The 18,634-nt window shown below is 68.3% G+C and carries 14 protein-coding genes, 1 tRNA gene and 1 pseudogene; 11 read left to right on the forward strand and 5 right to left on the reverse strand.

The features are described from left to right. Positions 1 to 83 precede the first annotated feature (83 nt). The 4 genes from EPAKOI_RS11420 (at position 84) to EPAKOI_RS11435 (ending at position 4,183) form a co-directional block, all read left to right on the forward strand. Positions 84 to 1,067 (forward strand): 2-keto-3-deoxygluconate permease, encoded by a 984-nt coding sequence (locus EPAKOI_RS11420; protein WP_124683612.1) that lies wholly within the window; start codon positions 84 to 86, stop codon positions 1,065 to 1,067. Beyond that, positions 1,064 to 2,287: a four-carbon acid sugar kinase family protein gene (locus tag EPAKOI_RS11425; RefSeq protein ID WP_423192247.1), complete on the forward strand. Its 1,224-nt coding sequence runs from the start codon at positions 1,064 to 1,066 to the stop codon at positions 2,285 to 2,287. Before EPAKOI_RS11420 ends, EPAKOI_RS11425 begins: the two co-directional genes overlap by 4 nt. Before the next feature lie 27 nt (positions 2,288 to 2,314). Further along, the gene (gene pdxA / locus EPAKOI_RS11430) at positions 2,315 to 3,316 is read left to right on the forward strand and encodes a 4-hydroxythreonine-4-phosphate dehydrogenase PdxA (RefSeq protein WP_124683610.1); all 1,002 of its coding nucleotides are present in this window, start codon (positions 2,315 to 2,317) and stop codon (positions 3,314 to 3,316) included. A gap of 90 nt (positions 3,317 to 3,406) precedes the next feature. Continuing rightward, on the forward strand, positions 3,407 to 4,183 hold the full coding sequence (locus tag EPAKOI_RS11435; protein ID WP_124683609.1) for a DeoR/GlpR family DNA-binding transcription regulator: 777 nt from the start codon (positions 3,407 to 3,409) through the stop codon (positions 4,181 to 4,183). On the opposite strand, the gene EPAKOI_RS11440 is transcribed toward EPAKOI_RS11435, so the two are convergent. Continuing rightward, positions 4,180 to 5,172, reverse strand: coding sequence for an FAD:protein FMN transferase (locus EPAKOI_RS11440; RefSeq protein WP_423192248.1), 993 nt, complete (start codon positions 5,170 to 5,172; stop codon positions 4,180 to 4,182). The genes EPAKOI_RS11435 and EPAKOI_RS11440 overlap by 4 nt on opposite strands. A gap of 241 nt (positions 5,173 to 5,413) precedes the next feature. Here EPAKOI_RS11440 and nosZ point away from each other — a divergent pair, with 241 nt between their 5' ends. The 6 genes and pseudogenes from nosZ to EPAKOI_RS11470 all read left to right on the forward strand — a co-directional run bounded on the left by nosZ (position 5,414) and on the right by EPAKOI_RS11470 (position 13,017). Continuing rightward, positions 5,414 to 7,336: a TAT-dependent nitrous-oxide reductase gene (nosZ, locus tag EPAKOI_RS11445; RefSeq protein ID WP_423192249.1), complete on the forward strand. Its 1,923-nt coding sequence runs from the start codon at positions 5,414 to 5,416 to the stop codon at positions 7,334 to 7,336. Continuing rightward, a pseudogene (locus EPAKOI_RS11450) lies at positions 7,336 to 9,483 on the forward strand (4Fe-4S binding protein); the annotation flags it as partial. The gene nosZ and the pseudogene EPAKOI_RS11450, both read left to right, overlap by 1 nt. A gap of 50 nt (positions 9,484 to 9,533) precedes the next feature. Next, positions 9,534 to 10,763, forward strand: a complete 1,230-nt coding sequence (locus EPAKOI_RS11455; RefSeq protein ID WP_423193515.1) for a nitrous oxide reductase family maturation protein NosD — start codon at positions 9,534 to 9,536, stop codon at positions 10,761 to 10,763. Further along, the gene (locus EPAKOI_RS11460) at positions 10,750 to 11,673 is read left to right on the forward strand and encodes an ABC transporter ATP-binding protein (RefSeq protein ID WP_423192250.1); all 924 of its coding nucleotides are present in this window, start codon (positions 10,750 to 10,752) and stop codon (positions 11,671 to 11,673) included. The genes EPAKOI_RS11455 and EPAKOI_RS11460 overlap by 14 nt, the downstream gene beginning before the upstream one ends. Beyond that, on the forward strand, positions 11,660 to 12,484 hold the full coding sequence (locus EPAKOI_RS11465; protein ID WP_423192251.1) for an ABC transporter permease: 825 nt from the start codon (positions 11,660 to 11,662) through the stop codon (positions 12,482 to 12,484). The genes EPAKOI_RS11460 and EPAKOI_RS11465 overlap by 14 nt, the downstream gene beginning before the upstream one ends. Continuing rightward, a complete protein-coding gene (locus tag EPAKOI_RS11470; RefSeq protein ID WP_423192252.1) occupies positions 12,481 to 13,017 on the forward strand; it encodes a nitrous oxide reductase accessory protein NosL in 537 nt (178 codons plus the stop codon). The genes EPAKOI_RS11465 and EPAKOI_RS11470 overlap by 4 nt, the downstream gene beginning before the upstream one ends. A gap of 105 nt (positions 13,018 to 13,122) precedes the next feature. On the opposite strand, the gene EPAKOI_RS11475 is transcribed toward EPAKOI_RS11470, so the two are convergent. Next, positions 13,123 to 13,201, reverse strand: a tRNA-Ile gene (locus tag EPAKOI_RS11475). Positions 13,202 to 13,216: 15 nt separating this feature from the next. Further along, positions 13,217 to 15,499, reverse strand: a complete 2,283-nt coding sequence (gene rpoD, locus EPAKOI_RS11480) for an RNA polymerase sigma factor RpoD (RefSeq protein ID WP_172966033.1) — start codon at positions 15,497 to 15,499, stop codon at positions 13,217 to 13,219. Here rpoD and EPAKOI_RS11485 point away from each other — a divergent pair. Next, positions 15,489 to 15,848: a hypothetical protein gene (locus EPAKOI_RS11485; RefSeq protein WP_409558964.1), complete on the forward strand. Its 360-nt coding sequence runs from the start codon at positions 15,489 to 15,491 to the stop codon at positions 15,846 to 15,848. The two genes, rpoD and EPAKOI_RS11485, sit on opposite strands and share 11 nt — an antisense overlap. Before the next feature lie 163 nt (positions 15,849 to 16,011). Here the strand turns inward: EPAKOI_RS11485 and dnaG are convergent, their stop codons facing one another. Together dnaG and EPAKOI_RS11495 are read right to left on the reverse strand one after the other, a co-directional pair. Next, positions 16,012 to 17,856 (reverse strand): DNA primase, encoded by a 1,845-nt coding sequence (gene dnaG, locus EPAKOI_RS11490; protein WP_124683602.1) that lies wholly within the window; start codon positions 17,854 to 17,856, stop codon positions 16,012 to 16,014. A 218-nt stretch (positions 17,857 to 18,074) separates the two neighbouring features. Continuing rightward, the gene (locus tag EPAKOI_RS11495; RefSeq protein ID WP_124683601.1) at positions 18,075 to 18,524 is read right to left on the reverse strand and encodes a GatB/YqeY domain-containing protein; all 450 of its coding nucleotides are present in this window, start codon (positions 18,522 to 18,524) and stop codon (positions 18,075 to 18,077) included. Positions 18,525 to 18,634: the final 110 nt, after the last annotated feature.

Here is an 18,634-nt window from a genome sequence, read left to right on the forward strand (position 1 = left end):
CACTTCGCCCCACGTTTGATCGATTCGATCAGGCGACTGCGCAAAACACACAGTTGCCGCACCCCACGCGGCAGGAGACGACGATGCAGATTCATATCAAGCGCGCCATCGAGCGCGTGCCGGGCGGCATGATGATCGTGCCGCTGCTGATCGGTTCGCTGGTCGCGACGTTTGCCCCGGACGGGCCCAAGTTCTTCGGGTCGTTCACCAACGCGCTGTTCACGGGCGCCCTGCCCATCCTGGCCGTGTTCTACGTCTGCATGGGCGCGAGCATCAGCGTCAAGGCCACCCCCTACATCGTCAAGAAAGGCGGCGTGCTGTTTGCCACCAAGGTCGGCACGGCGATCCTGCTGGGCGTGGTGCTGGGCCACTTCCTGGGCGAGGCGCCGATCAGCGCCGGCATGTTTGCCGGGCTGTCCACGCTGGCCGTGGTGGCCGCGATGAACGACACCAACGGTGGCCTGTACATGGCGCTGATGGGCCAGTACGGCAAGCCCGAGGACGTGGGCGCGTACACGATCATGTCGCTGGAATCGGGCCCGTTCCTGACCATGGTGACGCTGGGCGTGGCCGGCCTGTCGGCCTTTCCGTGGCCGACGCTGGTCGGCAGCATCCTGCCGCTGATGCTGGGCATGATCCTGGGCAACCTGGACCGCGAGATGCGCGAATTCCTGAGCAAGGCCGTACCCGTGATGATCCCGTTCTTCGCGCTGGCGCTGGGCGCCGGGCTGGACCTGCACAAGGTGTGGCAGGCCGGCATGCTGGGCCTGGGGCTCGGCGTGGCCGTGGTGGTCGTCACCGGCTTCACGCTGTACATCGCCGACCGCCTGAGCGGCGGCACCGGCGTGGCGGGCGTGGCGGCCGCCAGCACGGCCGGCAACGCCGCGGCGGTGCCCACGCTGGTCGCGGCGGCCAACCCGGTCTATACGGAAGCCGCCAAGCACGCCACCATCCTGGTGGCCGCCTGCGTGGTGGTGACCGCCGTGCTGACCCCGCTGCTGACCGCCTTCGTGGCGCGCCGCGTGGCCATGAAGTCTGGCGCCGCGATGGCCAGGACCCCCGCATGAGCTGGCTGATCATCGCCGACGACCTGTCCGGCGCGGCCGATTGTGCGATCGGCTTCGCCGCGCTCGGGGCGCGCACGGTGGTCACGCTGGACGCGGCCGCCGCCACGGACGTGACCGGTGCCGACGTGGTGGCCGCCGATGCCGACAGCCGTCGCCTGCCGCCGGCCAACGCCGCCGCGCGCAACGTGGACGCCTGGCGCTGCGGCCACGCCGAGGGCCGCCGGCTCTACAAGAAGATCGATTCGACGCTGCGCGGCAACTGGGCCGCCGAGACGGCCGCGCTGCAGCCGCTGGCCGGCCTGGCCATCGTGGCCCCGGCCTTCCCCGCGACGGGCCGCACCACTCGCGACGGCCGCATGTTCGTCAACGGCCAGCCGCTCGAAGATACCGACATCTGGCGCCTGGAAGGGATCGACGGCGCGGCCGACATGGCCGCATTGCTGACCGCCCAGGGCCTGCGCACCGCGCGCATTTCGCTGTACACGCTGCAGGCCGGCGCCACTGCCGTGCGATCGCAACTGGACGCCTGGCAGGCCGAGGGCTACCACGCCGTGGTCTGCGACGCCGAGGTGGCGCAAGACCTGATCACGCTGGCCGAGGCGTCCATCGACCTCGACTACCCGGCCTTCTGGGTCGGCTCCGGTGGGCTGGCCCGCGCGCTGGCGGCGGTCTCGCCGCTGCCGCGCCGCCGCCCGGCCGGCGCCCCGTCCGCCGCCCATGACGGCCCGGTGCTGACGATGGTCGGCAGCATGTCGGGCGTCTCGGGCCAGCAGGCCCGCTACCTCTGCGAGCGCGCCGGCATCGATTCGCTCGTCGTGCCGCCCCAGGCGCTGCGCGACGGCCCGGGCCATGCCGACTGGACCGACGCCCAGGCCGCCGTGGCCGAATGCCTGACGGCCGGCCGCGACCTGCTGGTCTGCATCGGCCGCGACGACGCGTTCGACCCGGCCGAAGGCCCCAAGCTGGCCAGCGCACTGGCGCAGCTGGTGCTGCCCTCGTTCGGCCACGTCGGCGGCCTGGTCGCCACGGGCGGCGAGACGGCGCGGGCGATGCTGGCCGCGGCCGGCATTGGCGCGCTGCGGCTGCAACGCGAGGTGGAACCGGGCGTGCCGCTTTCAGAAACCATGACCGCCCCGGCGCGCCGCATCGTCACCAAGGCGGGCGCGTTCGGCACCGAATCCGCGCTATGGCTTGCCTGGCAGGCCATGCGCCCGACATGAATGCCCACTGAACGGGACCTACAGACAATGAGCGACTACATTCCGGTTATCGGCATCACGATGGGTGATGCCACGGGCATCGGCCCCGAAGTCATCGTCAAGAGCCTGGCGCACGACAGCGTCTACGCCCAATGCCGTCCGCTGGTGATTGGCGACGCGCGCCGGCTGGAACAGGCCGGCAAGCTCGTCGGCTCCACGCTGAAGGTGCGGGCCATTGCCACGCCCGAGGAAGCGCAGTTCGCACCGGGCACGATCGACTGCATCGACCTGGGCCTGATCCCGGAAGACCTGCCGTTCGGCAAGCTGTCGGCCGTGGCCGGCGACGCCGCGTTCCGCTACATCGAGCGCGCCGTGCAGCTCACCCAGCAGGAAAAGATCGACGCGATCTGCACCGCCCCGCTCAACAAGGAAGCGCTGCACGCCGGCGGCCACAAGTTCCCCGGCCATACCGAGATGCTGGCGCACCTGACCGGCACGCCGGAAGTGTCGATGATGCTGGTGGCGCCCAAGCTGCGCGTGATCCACGTGACCACGCACATCGGCCTGATGGACGCCATCCGCAAGATCGAGCCGGGCCTGGTGCAGCGCACGATCGAGCGGGGCAACACCACGCTGCAGCGTGCCGGCATCGCCCGGCCGCGTATCGGCGTCTGCGGCATCAACCCGCATGCGGGCGAGAACGGCCTGTTCGGCCAGGGCGAGGAAGAGCAGAAGATCATCCCGGCCGTGGAAGCGCTGCGCGCGCAGGGTCTGGACGTGGAAGGTCCGCTGCCGGCCGATACGCTGTTCTACCGCGCCGGCCGCGGCGACTTCGACCTGGTGGTGGCGATGTACCACGACCAGGGCCACGGCCCGGTCAAGGTGCTGGGGCTGGAGGCGGGCGTGAACATCACGGTGGGCCTGCCGGTGATCCGCACCTCGGTGGACCACGGCACGGCGTTCGACATCGCCGGCAAGGGCATCGCCGACGAGCGCAGCCTGCTGGAAGCACTGCGCCAGGGCGCGGAGCTGGCCACGCGCCGCGCCTGACCGTCCACCCGGTGGGCCTGCGCCCAGGTCCGCTGCTGTAAGATCGGGGATCGTTTTTTCGATCCCCTTTTTTCGTTGCCAAGCCGCCCCATGAAAGCCGCCGACCGCCGCCGCGCCATCCTCGAACTCGTCCTTGCGGGCGAGGAGGCCAACGTCGAACGCCTGACCGCAAGCCTGGGCGTGTCGGAAGCCACCGTGCGGCGCGACCTGACCGCGCTGGCGCGCGAGGGCCGCATCGTGCGGACCTACGGCGGCGCCGCCGCGCTGATGCAGGTGGGCGGACACGAACCCGAGGCACCGCTGGAAGAACGCAAGGCGCTGCAGCGCGAACAGAAGGACGCCATCGCCCGGCTGGCCGCGAGCTTTGTGCAGGACGGCGACGCCGTGCTGCTGGACAGCGGCACCACGGCCGCCGCGCTGGCCCGCCTGCTGGCCGCGCGCGAGGACCTGCACGTCTACACCACGAACCTGCTGGCCGTGACGGCGCTGGCCGGGCTGCCGAAGATCCGCGTGACGCTGATCGGCGGCGATGTGCGCCCGTCGAGCATGGGCACCTTCGGCCCGCTGGCCCAGGTGGCGCTGTCGCGCATCAGCGTCGACAAGGCATTCCTGGGCGCCGACGGCGTGGTGGCCGGCGTGGGCCTGTGCGAGGCCACCGCCGAGCAGGCTTACCTGAAGGAATGCATCATCCGCCAGGCCGCCGACATCTTCGTACTCGTCGATGCCACCAAGCTCGGCCGCGCCCGCCAGCAGCACTGGACCCCACTGGAACGCGCCTGGACATTGGTGACCGATGCCGGCGCCAGCGCGGCGCAGCTCGAACCGTTCCATGCGCTCAAGCAGGTGACGGTGGCTGTGGCGGACTAGCCGGCGGCAAGCCTGGCCCGCATGCCGGGCGACATCCAGCGCGCGCCGTCCGCATCGACCAGCAGCGCGTCGACACCGGGCATATCACCCAACCAGCGGCGCGCCGCCGCCGGCCCCGCCACCATCATGGCCGCGCCCAGCCCGTTGACCGCTCCGGCGTCACGCGCCACCAGCACGACCCCGCGCATCCGCGTGCCGGGCATGCCGGTGCGGGGATCGAGGATATGGTGGTAGCGCCTGCCGTTCAGCGTGAAGGCGCGCTCATAGTCGCCGGAAGCCGCCACCACGGCATCGCCGTGCAGCCTTAGCACCCCCAGCAGATCGGACGGCGCCAGCGGGTCGCGCACGGCCACCCGCCAGCCCGCCCCACGCGGCCGCCCGCGGACCAGTACGTCGCCCCCGCCGTTGATCAGCGCCGACGCCGCGCCGTGCTGCGCGAGGGCCGCCATGCCGGCTTCGAGCACGGGCAGCTTGGCGATGCCGCCGAGATCGAGCCGCATGCCGCGCCGACGCAGGAAAGCGGTCCGGCGCACAGGATCGACGATCAGGTCACGGTAGTCGACCAGGGGTAGCTCGCGTGCGATCTCGCCGGCGGCAGGCACCACGGCCTCGGCACGGTCGAAGCGCCAGCCGGTCAGTCCACCCACGGTCATGTCGAAGGCGCCGTCGCTGCGCGCGGCCAGCGCCTGCCCCGCCGTCAGCACGCGCACCATCGCGGGCGGTACCGGCACAGCCTGCAGGCCCGCCAGCAGGTGCATCGCGTGGACCAGATTGCCGGGCCGGTAGCGGCTCATCATGTTCGCCAGCCGCGTCATGTCCGCCCAGGCGGCCGCCATGGCGGCCTCGGCGCGGGGCGCAGCCAGGCCGTCCACCGCGATATCGACCCGCGTTCCCATCAGCGTCCGCGTGGAACGGCTGACTTCGGCCCCGGCCACGGCCATGGCCGGCGTCAGCCATGGCGCCAGCGCCAGCAGCGGCGCCGTCTGCATCCACCTCCGCCGTGACACACCGTGCGTGGAACCCTCTGCTGCCGTGCCCATGATCCGCTCCTGTCGACGTCGCCTGCGCAAACGGTCGATTCTAGGAAGTTCGCAAGCGGCGCACGATGGAGCAAATCAAACTGTGGTCAGGAATCGTAGTTCCCTTGCACCGTTGACCGACATCAATCCCCTCTTCGAAAAGTGCCCGGAGTATTCCACCCATTCCAGTGCGACACCCGGGGAGCAAGCGATGAGCAAGCAGGACAAGAACCACGCCGCCAACGGCGGCTTCGGCCGCCGCCAGTTCCTTGGCACGGCCGCCGCGGCCGGCCTGGCCGGCATCGCGGCATGCTCGGACAAAGGCGATGCCGGGCCGGGCACCACCGGCGCGGGGGCATCGGCAGCAGGGGCGCCGCACGACGGCAGCGTCGGCAACGTCCACCTGAAGCCGGGCGAGCTCGATACCTACTACGGCCTCTGGAGCGGCGGGCACACCGGCGACATGCGCGTGCTGGGATTGCCCTCGGGGCGCGAGCTGCTGCGCATCCCCTGCTTCGTGCCCGACGCGCTCGTGGGCTGGGGCATCACCGACGAATCGAAGCGGGTCATGGGCACCCGGCCTGACGGTACGCTGCGCTACACGGTTGGCGACACGCACCATACGCATGCCTCGTACCGCGATGGCAACTACGACGGCCGCTACGCCTGGATCAACGACAAGATCAACGCGCGCCTGGCCCGTATCCGGCTCGACTACTTCGTCTGCGACAAGATTACCGAACTGCCCAACGTGCAGGGCTTCCACGGCATCTTCCCGGACAAGCGCGACCCCGTGGACCCGGCCATCAACTACACCACGCGCGTGTTCTGCGGCGCCGAGTTCGCCATTCCGCTGCCGAACACGCCCACCAATGACGGCACGAAGTACCGCAGCCTGTTCTCGTGCGTGGACGCCGAAACCATGGCCGTGCGCTGGCAGGTGATGATCGACGGCAACTGCGACCTCGTGGCCACGTCCTACGACGGCAAGCTGGCCGCCACCAACCAGTACAACAGCGAGAACGGCGTGCATTTCGAGGAAATGATGTCGGCCGAGCGCGATGCCTGCCTGTTCTTCCACGTCGCCCGCATCGAGGCCGCCGTGAAAGCCGGGAAGTTCAAGACCTACGGCGACTCGAAGGTGCCGGTGGTGGACGGCACCCTCGCCGCCAACCAGGACCCGCTGACCGCGCTGACCGCCTATGTCTCGGTGCCGAAGAACCCGCACGGCGTCAACGCCAGCCCCGATCAGAAGTACTTCATCTGCGCCGGCAAGCTGTCGCCGACCTGCACGGTGATCGAACTGGCGAAGGTGCTCGACTGGTTCGACGGCAAGCTGGCGAAGATCGACGACGCCATCGTGGCCGAGGTCGAACTGGGCCTCGGGCCGCTGCATACGGCCTTCGACGGCCGGGGCAACGCCTACACCACGCTGTTCCTGGACAGCCAGCTGGTGAAATGGAACGTCGACGCCGCCATCCGCTTCCATGCGGGCGACCGCAATGCCAAGTACGTGCTGGACCGCCTCGACGTGCACTACCAGCCCGGCCACGTCAACGCGTCGCAGTCCGAGACCATCGCCGCCGATGGCAAGTACCTCGCCGTGGGCTGCAAGTTCTCGAAGGACCGCTTCCTGCCGGTGGGCCCGCTGCACGCCGAGAACGAGCAGCTGGTGGACATTTCGGGGGACCGCATGGTGCTGCTGGCCGACCACCCGGTGCGCGGCGAGCCCCACGATTTCATCATCTTCCGGCGCGACCTCCTGCAACCGAAGCAGGTCTACGCCATGGAAGATTTTCCGCTGGCGGTGGCACCCGACCAGGCAGGCGTGACCCGCGCCGGCCGCAAGGTCACGGTGCGCATGACGTCGCAGGCGCCGGTCTTTACCCCGCGCGAGTTCAGGCTGCGCCGGGGCGACGAGGTCACGCTGATCCTGACCAACCTCGACAAGGTCGAGGACCTGACGCACGGCTTTGCCATCCCGAAGTACAACATCAACTTCATCGTCAACCCGCAGGAAACCGCCTCGGTGACCTTCGTCGCCGACCAGCCCGGCGTGTTCTGGTGCTACTGCACCCACTTCTGCCACGCGCTCCACCTCGAAATGCGTACCCGCATGATCGTGGAAGCGTAATGCGCCGGCTGCTGCTCGCCGCGTTCTGGCTTTTTTGCCATGCGTGGCAGCCTGCGCTGGCCGACACGGCCTATGATGCGCACTTGCCCGACGATCTCGCCACGGCGCCCGACCTCTGTGCCCGGGTACCGTGCGCCGAGGTATTCCCGGGCGCGGAGTCGTTTTCCGCGCGCATGGGGCAGCCGCCGTATGTCGAGGCCTACGGTCCGGCCACGGCCGATGGCGGGCGTCCACGGCTGGGCTACGTGATGCTGTCTACCGACATCACCGACATTCCCGCCTATTCGGGCAAGCCGGTGGTGACGCTGATCGGCATGGACAACGCCGGCCGCTTCGTCGGCATCAAGGTGCTGAAGCACTCTGAGCCGATCCTGCTGCTCGGCATCCCGGAAACGGCCCTGCCGCGCTTCAACGCCCAGTACCTCGGCAAGTCGGTAACCGACAAGTTCGAAATCGGCAGCGCGCGGCCCGACGAGGGCGTGCTTGGCGTGGATGCGATCTCGGGCGCCACCGTGACGGTGATCGCCCAGAACCAGGTCGTGACACGTTCGGGTGCAGCGGTCGCGCGGCAGGTGGGTATCCTGCCGCCCACCCAGCGCACGCCGGCACGCTTTGCGCCGGGCCATCCGCAACTTGCATGGCAGGCGCTGGTCGAGCAGAAACTCGTAAAACGGCTACGTGTCGAGACCACGCAGGTTGGTCTGGCGCCTTCGACGATGCCTTACATCGAACTATGGTTTGGCGACCTGAACCATCCCGATGTGGGGCGCAGCGTGCTCGGCGAGCGAGGCTGGCAGAACCTGCGGCAGGGCCTGGGGACTGGCGACCATGCGATCTTCGTGATCCGGACCGCTGGCAGCGCGTCGTTCAAGGGCTCGGGCTTTGTCCGGGGCGGCCTGTACGACCGCGTGCAACTGCGCCAGGGCGACGACACATTGACGTTCCGCGATCTCGATTACCTGAACCTGTACGGACTGGCGCCCGCCGACGCCCCGGCCTATACGGAATCGGCCATCTTCATCGTGCGCTCGGGCGCGTTCTCGCCGGCGTGGCCGTGGAAGCTGGTGTTCCTCGGCAACCGTGTGGACCGTGCCACTGGCGCCCGGACGTTCGCCAGCTTCGACGCCGACTACTGGCTGCCCGCCAGCCTGCTGGAAGGGGGACGGCCGAAGATCGACACGCCGGCGCCGCCATGGCTGCGCGCCTGGAGCTCGCGGCCCGTCGGCATCGGCCTGTTCGCGGCCTTTCTGGTGGCCGTTGCGGTCGTCCACGCCTGCCGCGGCCGCCTTGCACGCCGGGCCACGCGTCGCAACAAGTGGCCGGTGGACGTGTTCAAGTACGCCGCCTGGGCCATCAGCATCGTCTTCGTGGGGTTCGGGGTGATGGCCCAGCCGTCGGTCACGCAGGTGCTGACGTGGGTGCATGCGCTGCTGTTCCAGTGGCGCTGGTCGCTGTTCCTGTCGGACCCGTTCCTCTTCCTGTTCTGGATCTTCATTGCCATCACCGTGCTGCTGTGGGGGCGCGGACTGTTCTGCGGCTGGCTCTGCCCGTTCGGATCGCTGTCCGAGGCGCTATTCCGCGTGGGCAGGCGGGTGGGCCTGCGGCGCTTCCAGTTTCAGCTTCCGCGCCGCCTGCATGACCGCCTGAGATGGCTGAAATACGGTGTCTTTGCCGGCCTGCTGGCGATTTCGCTACTGTCGATGGGACTGGCGGAAACGCTCGCCGAGATCGAGCCGTTCAAGACCACGTTCCTGGTCGGCATCCAGCATCGCGCCTGGCCGTTCGGCCTGTTCGTCTGCGCCATCCTCGGGCTCTCGCTGTTCACGGAACGGCCCTACTGCAAATACCTGTGTCCGCTGGGCGCGGCGCTGGCGGTGCCCAGCGTGCGGCCGGTCTTCCGGCTGCGCCGCAAACCAGATTGCACGACCTGCCACGCGTGCGCGGTGGGATGCGGCGCGCAGGCCATCGACGCCCGGGGCCGCATCGATCCGCGCGAGTGCCTGCTTTGCCTCGATTGCCTGGTGCTTTACACCGACGACCACGGCTGCCCGCCGCTCGCCCGCGAACGCAAGCGCCGCGAGCGCGAGGGCCTGCCGCTGACCCGCATCGGCCGGGACGGCTACTTCACGCCGATCACGCGGGACCCCGGAGGCGACTCATGATGCCCGCCGTCCGGCTGTTCCTGCTGGCTTGCGCGATGGGTGGAAGCGGCGTCCATGCCGCCGTGATCGACGTGGCGCCCGGCACGTCGATCCAGCACGCCATCGACACCGCGCGGGACGGCGACGAGATCCGCATCGCGCGGGGCCGCTATGCCGGCAACCTGCGCATCGACAGGCCGCTGACGCTGCGCGGCGTGGGACGACCCACCATCAGCGGCGGCCTGCAGGGCACCACGATCACGGTGACCGCGCCCGACGTGACGCTCGACGGCCTGATCGTGCGCGATTCCGGCGCCAGCCTGAAAGGGCAGGACGCGGGCATCTACCTGCGCCCGGGCGCGCACCGGGCCACCGTCACCGGCTGCACGCTCGCCTACAACCTGTTCGGCCTGTGGATCGAGAAGGCCAACGACGTGCACGTGACGCACAACGTCATCACCGGCAAGCGCGATTTCCAATCGTCGCAGCGCGGCAACGGCATCCAGCTCTACAACACCCGAGGCGCGCAGATCGTGGGCAACCAGATCAGTTTCGTGCGCGACGCGCTCTACATCGACGTCTCGCACCATGCCGTGTTCCGCGGCAACCGGCTCCACCACAGCCGGTACGGCAGCCACTACATGAACTCCTACTACAACCTCTGGGAAGACAACGACAGCTACCGCAACCGCGGCGGGCTGGCGCTGATGGAGGTGCGCGACCAGACCGTGCGCAACAACCGCACCTGGGGCAACACCGACCACGGCATCATGTTGCGCACCGTGCAGGACGCCCTGGTCGAGGGCAACGTGGTGGCCGGCAATGCGCGGGGCTTCTTCGTCTACGACGCCGAGTACGTGACGCTGCGCGGCAACCTGGTGACCGGGAACGCGGTGGGCGTGCACCTTTCGGCCGGCTCCACGCGCAACGTGGTGCAGCGCAACGACTTCATCGGCAACCGCGAATCGGTGCGCTACGTGGGGGCGCGCGACGAGCCGTGGGGCGCCCCAGCCGGCGAGCCCGGCGGCAACTACTGGAGCAACTACCTTGGCTGGGACCGCAATGGCGACGGCATCGGCGACATCCCGCATGCCGCCAACGACGTGGTCGATCGCCTGACATGGCGGCACCCTTCCGTGAAACTGCTGTTCGCCAGCCCGGCCGTGCAGGCGCTGCGCTTGGTGGCGCGGCAGTTTCCGGTCATGCGCGCGCCCAGTGTGGTGGATGCAGCGCCGCGCATGGCACCCGCGCATCCTGACTGGAGACGATGGCGTGAAGGCACCTGACGTGACCGTCGTGCTGCAGGACGTGGCCCGGTACTACGGCCCGATCCGCGCCGTGGACGGCATCAGCCTGCAACTGCATGCGGGCGAGATGTTCGGCCTGATCGGCCACAACGGCGCCGGCAAGAGCACGCTGTTCAAGATGATGCTCGGGCTGGTGCCACCCTCGCGCGGGACGATCGAGATCGGCGGCGCCGCCGTCGGCACCTCGGCTTTCCGCGCCACGCGCCGCCGCATCGGCTACCTGCCGGAGAACCTGGCGCTCTACGACAACCTCAGCGGACTGGAAACCCTGCGCTTCTTCGCCCGCCTGAAAGGCTCCAGCCAGGACGACGGCCCTGCCCTGCTCGACCGCCTCGGCCTCGCCCACGCGGCGCGGCGTCCGGTGCGCGAGTACTCGAAGGGCATGCGCCAGCGGCTCGGCCTGGCCCAGGCGCTGCTTGGCAACCCGCGCATGCTGTTTCTCGACGAGCCGGGCAACGGCCTTGACCCCGTGGCGCTGCACGATATGCACGCGCTGCTGCGCGAGCGGCAGCAGGCCGGCGTGACCATCGTCATCACCTCGCACATTCTCAGCGAGCTTCAGGAACGCGTGGACCGGCTGGCGCTGCTCCGCCATGGCAAGGTGCAGGCGCTCGGCACGGTGGCGGCGCTGCGCGGGCGGCACCAACTGCCGCTGCGGCTGCGCGTGCGCATCGTGCCGGGTACGCTGCACCTGATCCAGCGGCGGCTCGAAGCACTTCCCGAGGTGGCGATGTACGGCGCCGGCCCGACGCTCTGCCTGGTCTGCCCGCCCGACACCTGCATGACGCTGGTGGGGCTGCTGGCCGACTGCCTCGATGACCTGCGCATCGACGAGCCCACGCTCGAAGATGTCTTCTTCGGCACGGAGGCCGCCCATGGCATGGATTGAATGGCGCCAGATCGGCACGGTGGCGCACAAGGAGCTGCGCGACCGCCTGCGCAACCGCTGGGTGCTGGTCATCGCGGTGGGCTTCGCGGCGTTCTCGCTGGCCATTGGCTACTTCGGCGGGGCGCAGCAGGGCGAGGTCGGGCTGCGCTCGGCCGCGTTCGTGATTGCCAGCCTGGTCAGCCTGGCGATCTACCTGATTCCGATGATTGCCCTGCTGCTCGGTTTCGACGCCATCGTCGGCGAGCGCGAGCGCGGCTCGCTGGGGCTTCTGCTGTCGTACCCCCTGACGCGCGTGGAACTGCTGCTCGGCAAGTACCTGGGCCTGGCGGCCGCGCTGGGGCTGGCGACATTGGCGGGCTTCGCCACGGTCGGCGTACCGCTGTTCCTGAAGTTCGGTGCCGCGATGCTCGGGCCATTCCTGCGCTTCTGTGGCAGCGCCGTGCTGCTGGGGATGACCTTCCTGAGCATCGCCGTGCTGCTCTCCGTACTCGCCCGCGACCGCGCGCAGGCGTCGGGACTTGCCATCGCCGTCTGGCTGTTCTTCGTGCTGGTCTACGACCTGCTGCTGGTCGGCGCGCTCGTGGCAACCGGCGGACAGGTGAGCGACACCGCGATCGCCACCGCGCTGCTGCTGAATCCCGCCGGCCTGTTCCGTATCCTCAACGTGTTCTCGCTGGCCGCCGTGCGCGAACTGTACGGCCTGGCCAGCATCGTCCCCACCGCACTCGCCAGCCCCGCCGCACTGGCCGCCCCCCTGCTGGCGTGGATCGCCGCGCCCTTGCTTCTCGCCATCTGGAGATTCCGGACATGACCCACCCGCACCCCACCCGCCGCGTCCTGCTGGCCGCCATCAGCGCCCTGCCGCTGCAGAGCCTGCTCGCGGCATGCTCCCGCCCGGCCCCGGCCGCCCTGACCCCGGCCGATTTCGACCCCGCCACCGCCTGCGACCTCGACGGCATGCTGCTGGCCGACCATCCCGGCCCCAAGGCGCAAATCTTCTTCGCCGGCCAGGCGGCTCCGGTCTGGTACTGCGACACCGTGGAACTGTTCAGCACCCTGCTACGCCCCGAGCAGGTTCGCCCGGTCACCGCCGTCTTCACGCAGGACATGGAACTGGCCGACTGGAATACCCCGCGCGGCCACTGGTTCGACGCCCGCACCGGCTTCTACGTCACCGGCAGCCGCCGCCACGGCGCCATGGGCCCGACCATCCCGGGGTTCCGCAACGAGTCAGCCGCCCAGGCGTTTGCCCACCAGCACGGCGGCAAGGTGCTGCCGTACGCCGGCATCACGGCCGATATGGTGGATCTGAGCGGGGGAGCGGGAGGTGACGGGCGGATGTAGGGCGAGCGCACGGCCGCAGACATGAATGAAGGCCGAGAAAATCGCACCGCAACGAAAAAAGGGGCTACGGCGAAAACCGTAGCCCCTTCTTCTTACTGCATGAGTTGGTGGGCCTCCCGTGAGTCGAACACGGCACCAACGGATTATGAGTCCGCTGCTCTAACCAGGCATGAGCTAGAGGCCCTTAGAAGGCGTGATGCTAGCTGCCTTCCAGGAAGCTCTTCAGCTTGTCGGAGCGGCTCGGGTGGCGCAGCTTGCGCAGCGCCTTGGCCTCGATCTGACGGATACGCTCGCGCGTGACGTCGAACTGCTTGCCCACTTCCTCCAGCGTGTGGTCGGTGCTCATCTCGATGCCGAAACGCATGCGCAGCACCTTGGCTTCGCGCGGCGTCAGGCTGTCGAGCACGTCCTTGACCACGTCGCGCATGGAACCATGCAGCGCCGCCTCGGCCGGGGCCAGCGTGTTCGTGTCCTCGATGAAGTCGCCCAGATGCGAGTCGTCGTCGTCCCCGATCGGCGTTTCCATGGAGATCGGCTCCTTGGCGATCTTCATGATCTTGCGGATCTTGTCCTCCGGCATCTCCATCTTCTCGGCCAGCGTTGCCGGATCCGGCTCGTTGCCGGTTTCCTGCAGGATCTGGCGCGAGATCCGGTTCATCTTGTTGATCGTCTCGATCATGTGCACCGGAATACGGATGGTGCGGGCCTGATCGGCGATCGAGCGCGTGATGGCCTGGCGGATCCACCACGTGGCGTACGTCGAGAACTTGTAGCCGCGGCGGTATTCGAACTTGTCCACCGCCTTCATCAGGCCGATGTTGCCTTCCTGGATCAGGTCCAGGAACTGCAGGCCACGGTTCGTGTACTTCTTCGCGATCGAGATCACCAGGCGCAGGTTGGCCTCGGTCATTTCACGCTTGGCTTCGCGGGCGCGCTTCTCGCCTTCGGACATCTTGCGGTTGACGTCCTTCAGCTCCTTGAGCGGCAGCACCACGCGGGCCTGCAGGTCGATCAGCTTCTGCTGCAGCTCGTGCACGGCCGGCACGTTGCGCTCGACGATCGTGCTGTACGGCTTGTGGTCAGCCACGATGGTCTGGATCCAGTCCAGGTTCGTCTCGTTGCCCGGGAAGCGGGCCACGAAGTCGGCGCGCGGCATGCCGCACTTGTCGACCACGATGTTCAGGATGGCGCGCTCCAGCTTGCGGACTTCGTCCACCTGGCCACGCAGCGTGTCGCACAGGCGCTCGACGTTGCGGGCGGTGAAGCGGATGCCCATCAGCTCGGCCTGGATGGCTTCCTGCGCCTTCACGTACGGCTTGGACTTGTAGCCTTCCTTCTCGAACGCGCGGCGCATCTTGTCGAACTGCTCGGCGATGATGCGGAATTTCTCCAGCGCGGCCACCTTCAGCTCTTCGAGCTGACGGGCCGACGCGCCGGCACCGCCGCCGCTCTCGTCGTCCTCGTCCTCGTCGCCTTCCTCGTCGCCGTCCTCGTCCGATTCCTCGTCTTCCTCATCGGAAGCCGCGGCCTGGGCCGGCGAGTTGTCCTGCACTTCCTCGGCGTTCGGGTCGATCAGGCCGTCGACGAACTCGTCGATCTTGATCTCCTCGTTGGCCACGCGCTCGGCGCTGGCCAGGATCTCCGAGATCGTGACCGGGCAGGCCGAGATGGCCATGACCATGTCCTTCAGCCCGGCTTCGATCCGCTTGGCGATCTCGATCTCGCCCTCGCGCGTCAGCAGTTCCACGGTACCCATCTCGCGCATGTACATGCGCACGGGGTCCGTGGTGCGGCCGAACTCGGAATCGACGGTCGACAGCGCGGCCTCGGCTTCCTCCTCGGCCTCTTCCTCGCTGGTGGCGGACGGGGCGTTGTCGTTGAGCAGCAGCGTCTCGGCGTCCGGCGCCTGTTCGTAGACGGCGATGCCGATGTCGTTCAGCGTGGCGACCAGCGTGTCGATCGTTTCCGAATCGACCATGTCGTCCGGCAGGTGATCGTTGATTTCCGCGTAGGTCAGGTAGCCGCGCGACTTGCCCAGCTTGATCAGCGCCTTGAGCTTCTGGCGGCGGAGTTCGAGTTCTTCCTCGCTGCCGGCCTGGTTGGACGAGGCGAATTCCTTGAGCAGCGCCTTCTCCTTGGCCTTGCGGTCCTTGGCCTTCTGCTTCTCGGTCTTCGGGGCCGCCGCCGGGGTCGCGGGCGCGTCGTTTTCGTAAAACTCTTCGGTCACGTCTTCGATGGTGCTGTCTTCTTGCTGCATCTCGGCCTTGGGCTTGCGACCGCGCTTCTTCGGCTCAGGCTTGACGGCCGGAGCGGCGGTTCGCTCGGATGCAACGGATGCGGGAGTCGCGGCACGGGCCTTCGGCGCGGCGGCAGTAGCGCCTGCGCGGGCGCTGCTGCTGCGGGTGCCGGCCGTCGTTGCCGCACGCTTGCTCTCGACTTCGGTATTCTGCTGTTTCGCCACGGTGATACTCTTGCCTTTCACTGGTGCAGCGGCATTGCTGCCGCTTGTATTGGCGCTGCTGCCGCTCTCGCGTGCCGAAGTCGAGGGCCTGGTATTTTCGGATGTGCGATTCCTGGCGGAAGTGGTTCCGGCGGGCGCGGGAGCGCTTCGCACGGACTTTGCTGGCGCAGACCGGGCTGATGTCGTCCTGACTGACGCGGTCGAAGTCTTCGCCGCCGTTGTTTTCACGGACGCCTTGCCGCTCCCTGATTGGGGAGCTTTGGAGGGCGCCTTCTCGGCTGCCCTTTCGGTTGCTTTGGCCTTTGCCATTGGCACGCTCACTTTCGCCAGTACTGGAGAGAGATTTCGCAATCCAAACCGGGCATTGTAGCACGTCACCAATCCCCGGCTTCCTGTCAGGTGAGGTTTTCACCTGAAAAATCAAGGCTTAAGCGATTAGACCCCGGATTCGTCCGTCAGTTGGGATCACTTGTGCAACGGCTCAAGCCGAAAAACGTATCTGTTGTGCTTCTTGTGTGCTGATCCTGTGGCGCCTACGTCGGATCGTCCGACGTCACGGGGCGCCAGCCCATCTGCCGCCGGCGCTGCACCTCCGGCATCAGCCAGCGGTATCGCGCCTTGTCGTCCTCGCTGGCGGTGCCGGCCGATATCGCCGCCAGCAGCGTTTCCAGCTCGCGCTGCAGCGGGTCTGCCAGCAGCTTGTGGATGGCCCCGTCGAATTCAAGTGTCGCCGACGCCTCTTCCATGTCTTCCCGCAGCACGGCGGCCCGGGCGTTGGCATAGACGTCGGCAAACGGCGTCTGCGCCAGCTGTTCGTTGAAGGCCGCGAAGTTCATCGTGCCCTGGATGCCGTCGCAGGCCGCCACCAGGTGCGCCAGCACCTCGGTTTCGGGCCGCTGGGGGTCCAGCAGCAGCGCGCGGGCATCGTCGTCCAGCCGGGCGGCCAGCGCCGGGTAGCTCATCAGTAACTGGATCACCTGCTGCTCCAGCCCGGTCGGCGCCTGGCGCCGGGCGCGCGGGCGCGGCTGCGAGAACCGGCCGACGCGCGACGAATCGCTGCCCAGCCCGCACACCGCCTCGATCTCCGCCGGCGTCGTACCGGTAGCATCGGCAAGTTCGCGCACGATCTGTAGCCGCAGCCCGCCGGCCGGCATGGCCTGGAGCAGCGGCTTGGCCTCGAACTGGGCGCGGGCCCGGCCTTCCGGCTGGCGCAGGTCCTGTTCTTCGGTGACGATCTGAAGCAGGAAGCGCGACAGCGGCATCGCGTTCTGCACCTGGCGCGCGAAGGCATCGGTCCCTTCCTCGCGCACGTAGCTGTCCGGGTCGTGCTCGGCCGGCAGGAACAGGAAGCGGATGGTCTTGTTGTCGGCCACGTGGGGCAGGCAGGCTTCCAGCGCCCGCCGGGCGGCGCGCCGGCCCGCGGCGTCGCCGTCGAACGAGAACACCACGGCGTCGGTCTGGCGCAGCAGCTTCTGGACGTGCACCGCCGTGCAGGCCGTGCCCAGCGTGGCCACGGCGTTGGCAAAGCCAAGCTGGGCCAGCGCCACCACGTCCATATAGCCTTCCACCACCAGCACGTAGCCGTTCTCGCGGATGGCGTGGCGGGCCTCGAACAGCCCGTACAGCTCCGTGCCCTTGCTGAACAGCGGGGTTTCGGGGGAATTCAGGTACTTCGGCTCGCCCTGGCCCATGACCCGGCCGCCAAAGCCGATCACATTGCCCTTGGTGTTGCGGATCGGGAACATGATCCGGTCGCGGAACCGGTCGTAGCGGCGCGGCTTGCCGTCGGCGTCGCGCTTGTCCTGCGATTCGATCAGCAGCCCGTTCTCGATCAGCGGCCCGGCCACCGCGTCGTCGCGGTAACTGCCGAACACGGCCTCCAGGCCCTGCCAGTCGTCCGGCGCGTAGCCGAGCCCGAAATGCGCGGCGATCTCGCCGGTCAGGCCGCGGCCCTTCAGGTACTGGATGGCCTGGGGCGCCCCGCGGAGCTGCTTCTTGTAGAAATCGGACGCCCGCGACATGGCGTCGCTTAGCGCCACGGACCGCGCCTGCTGCTCCGCGCGCTGGGCCGGCGGCAGGCTGTTGCGCTCCTCGGGCACGGACAGGCCCACCGACTGCGCCAGCTCGCGCACCGCATCGGGGTAGGACTGGCCGGAATACTCCATCAGAAAGCCGATGGCCGAGCCATGCGCGCCGCAGCCGAAGCAGTGGTAGAACTGCTTGGTCGGCGACACCGTGAACGACGGCGATTTCTCGTTATGGAACGGGCACAGGCCCATGAAATTGGCCCCGCCCTTCTTCAACTGCACGTACTTGCCCACCACGTCGACAATGTCCACGCGGTTGAGCAGGTCCTGAATGAAGGATTGCGGAATCACCCGACTGACCGTCCTGATGCCATGGCCTGCCGGACACGCCGGCGGCCGCTTTTCTGGAATGCGTGACCGGAACGTCGCCCGGCAGCTATCGAACCATTGTAGTGCAGCCGCAACGCCCTGCCGGCCTTTGCCGACATCGGCCGCCAAGCCCCGTCAACCTGGCAGCAACTTCGTCTATTGCGACTGCTAATCGTGCTTATCTCTGATGCCGCCGTCAATTACTTCGGCGCCAGCGCCGCCTTGACCAGGCCGGACACGGCGGTCATGTCGGCGCGGCCCGCCAGGCGGGCCTTGACCAGGCCCATGACCTTGCCCATGTCCTGCGGACCGGTGGCGCCGGCCTCTTCGACGGCCTTCTGCACCTCGGCGGCCACCTCGGCCTCGGACAGCTGCGCCGGCATGTAGGCGGCCAGCACGTCCAGCTCGGCCTTCTCCTTGGCCACCAGGTCGTCACGGCCGGCCTGTTCGAACTGGGAGATCGAGTCCTTGCGCTGCTTGATCATCTTGTCGATGACGGCCGTGACGGCGGCATCGTCCAGCTCCACGCGCTCGTCCACCTCGCGCTGCTTGATGGCGGCCAGCAGCAGGCGGATCGTGCCGAGGCGCTCGGCTTCGCGGGCGCGCATGGCGGCCTTCATGTCGTCGTTGATGCGGGCTTTGAGGGACATGGCAATCTTCCAAAAATTGAGGCTACTGGGACCATAACGCAAAAACCCGCCGGAGCCATGGCCCGCAGCGGGTACGTGCAGAGGCGAAGCCGCGCTCTGGCCGAAAACGA

The sequence above is a fragment of the Cupriavidus sp. H18C2 genome (assembly GCF_049393795.1).
GTDB classification, from domain to species: Bacteria; Pseudomonadota; Gammaproteobacteria; order Burkholderiales; family Burkholderiaceae; genus Cupriavidus; species Cupriavidus pauculus_C.

What these genes read in the sequence shown, in the direction of transcription:
- EPAKOI_RS11420 (WP_124683612.1), top strand. Translation starts at nt 84, where the DNA reads ATGCAGATTCATATCAAGCGCGCCATCGAGCGCGTGCCGGGCGGCATG.
- EPAKOI_RS11425 (WP_423192247.1), top strand. Translation starts at nt 1,064, where the DNA reads ATGAGCTGGCTGATCATCGCCGACGACCTGTCCGGCGCGGCCGATTGT.
- pdxA (WP_124683610.1), top strand. Translation starts at nt 2,315, where the DNA reads ATGAGCGACTACATTCCGGTTATCGGCATCACGATGGGTGATGCCACG.
- EPAKOI_RS11435 (WP_124683609.1), top strand. Translation starts at nt 3,407, where the DNA reads ATGAAAGCCGCCGACCGCCGCCGCGCCATCCTCGAACTCGTCCTTGCG.
- EPAKOI_RS11440 (WP_423192248.1), bottom strand. Translation starts at nt 5,172, where the DNA reads ATGCAGACGGCGCCGCTGCTGGCGCTGGCGCCATGGCTGACGCCGGCC.
- nosZ (WP_423192249.1), top strand. Translation starts at nt 5,414, where the DNA reads ATGAGCAAGCAGGACAAGAACCACGCCGCCAACGGCGGCTTCGGCCGC.
- EPAKOI_RS11455 (WP_423193515.1), top strand. Translation starts at nt 9,534, where the DNA reads ATGGGTGGAAGCGGCGTCCATGCCGCCGTGATCGACGTGGCGCCCGGC.
- EPAKOI_RS11465 (WP_423192251.1), top strand. Translation starts at nt 11,660, where the DNA reads ATGGCATGGATTGAATGGCGCCAGATCGGCACGGTGGCGCACAAGGAG.
- EPAKOI_RS11470 (WP_423192252.1), top strand. Translation starts at nt 12,481, where the DNA reads ATGACCCACCCGCACCCCACCCGCCGCGTCCTGCTGGCCGCCATCAGC.
- EPAKOI_RS11495 (WP_124683601.1), bottom strand. Translation starts at nt 18,524, where the DNA reads ATGTCCCTCAAAGCCCGCATCAACGACGACATGAAGGCCGCCATGCGC.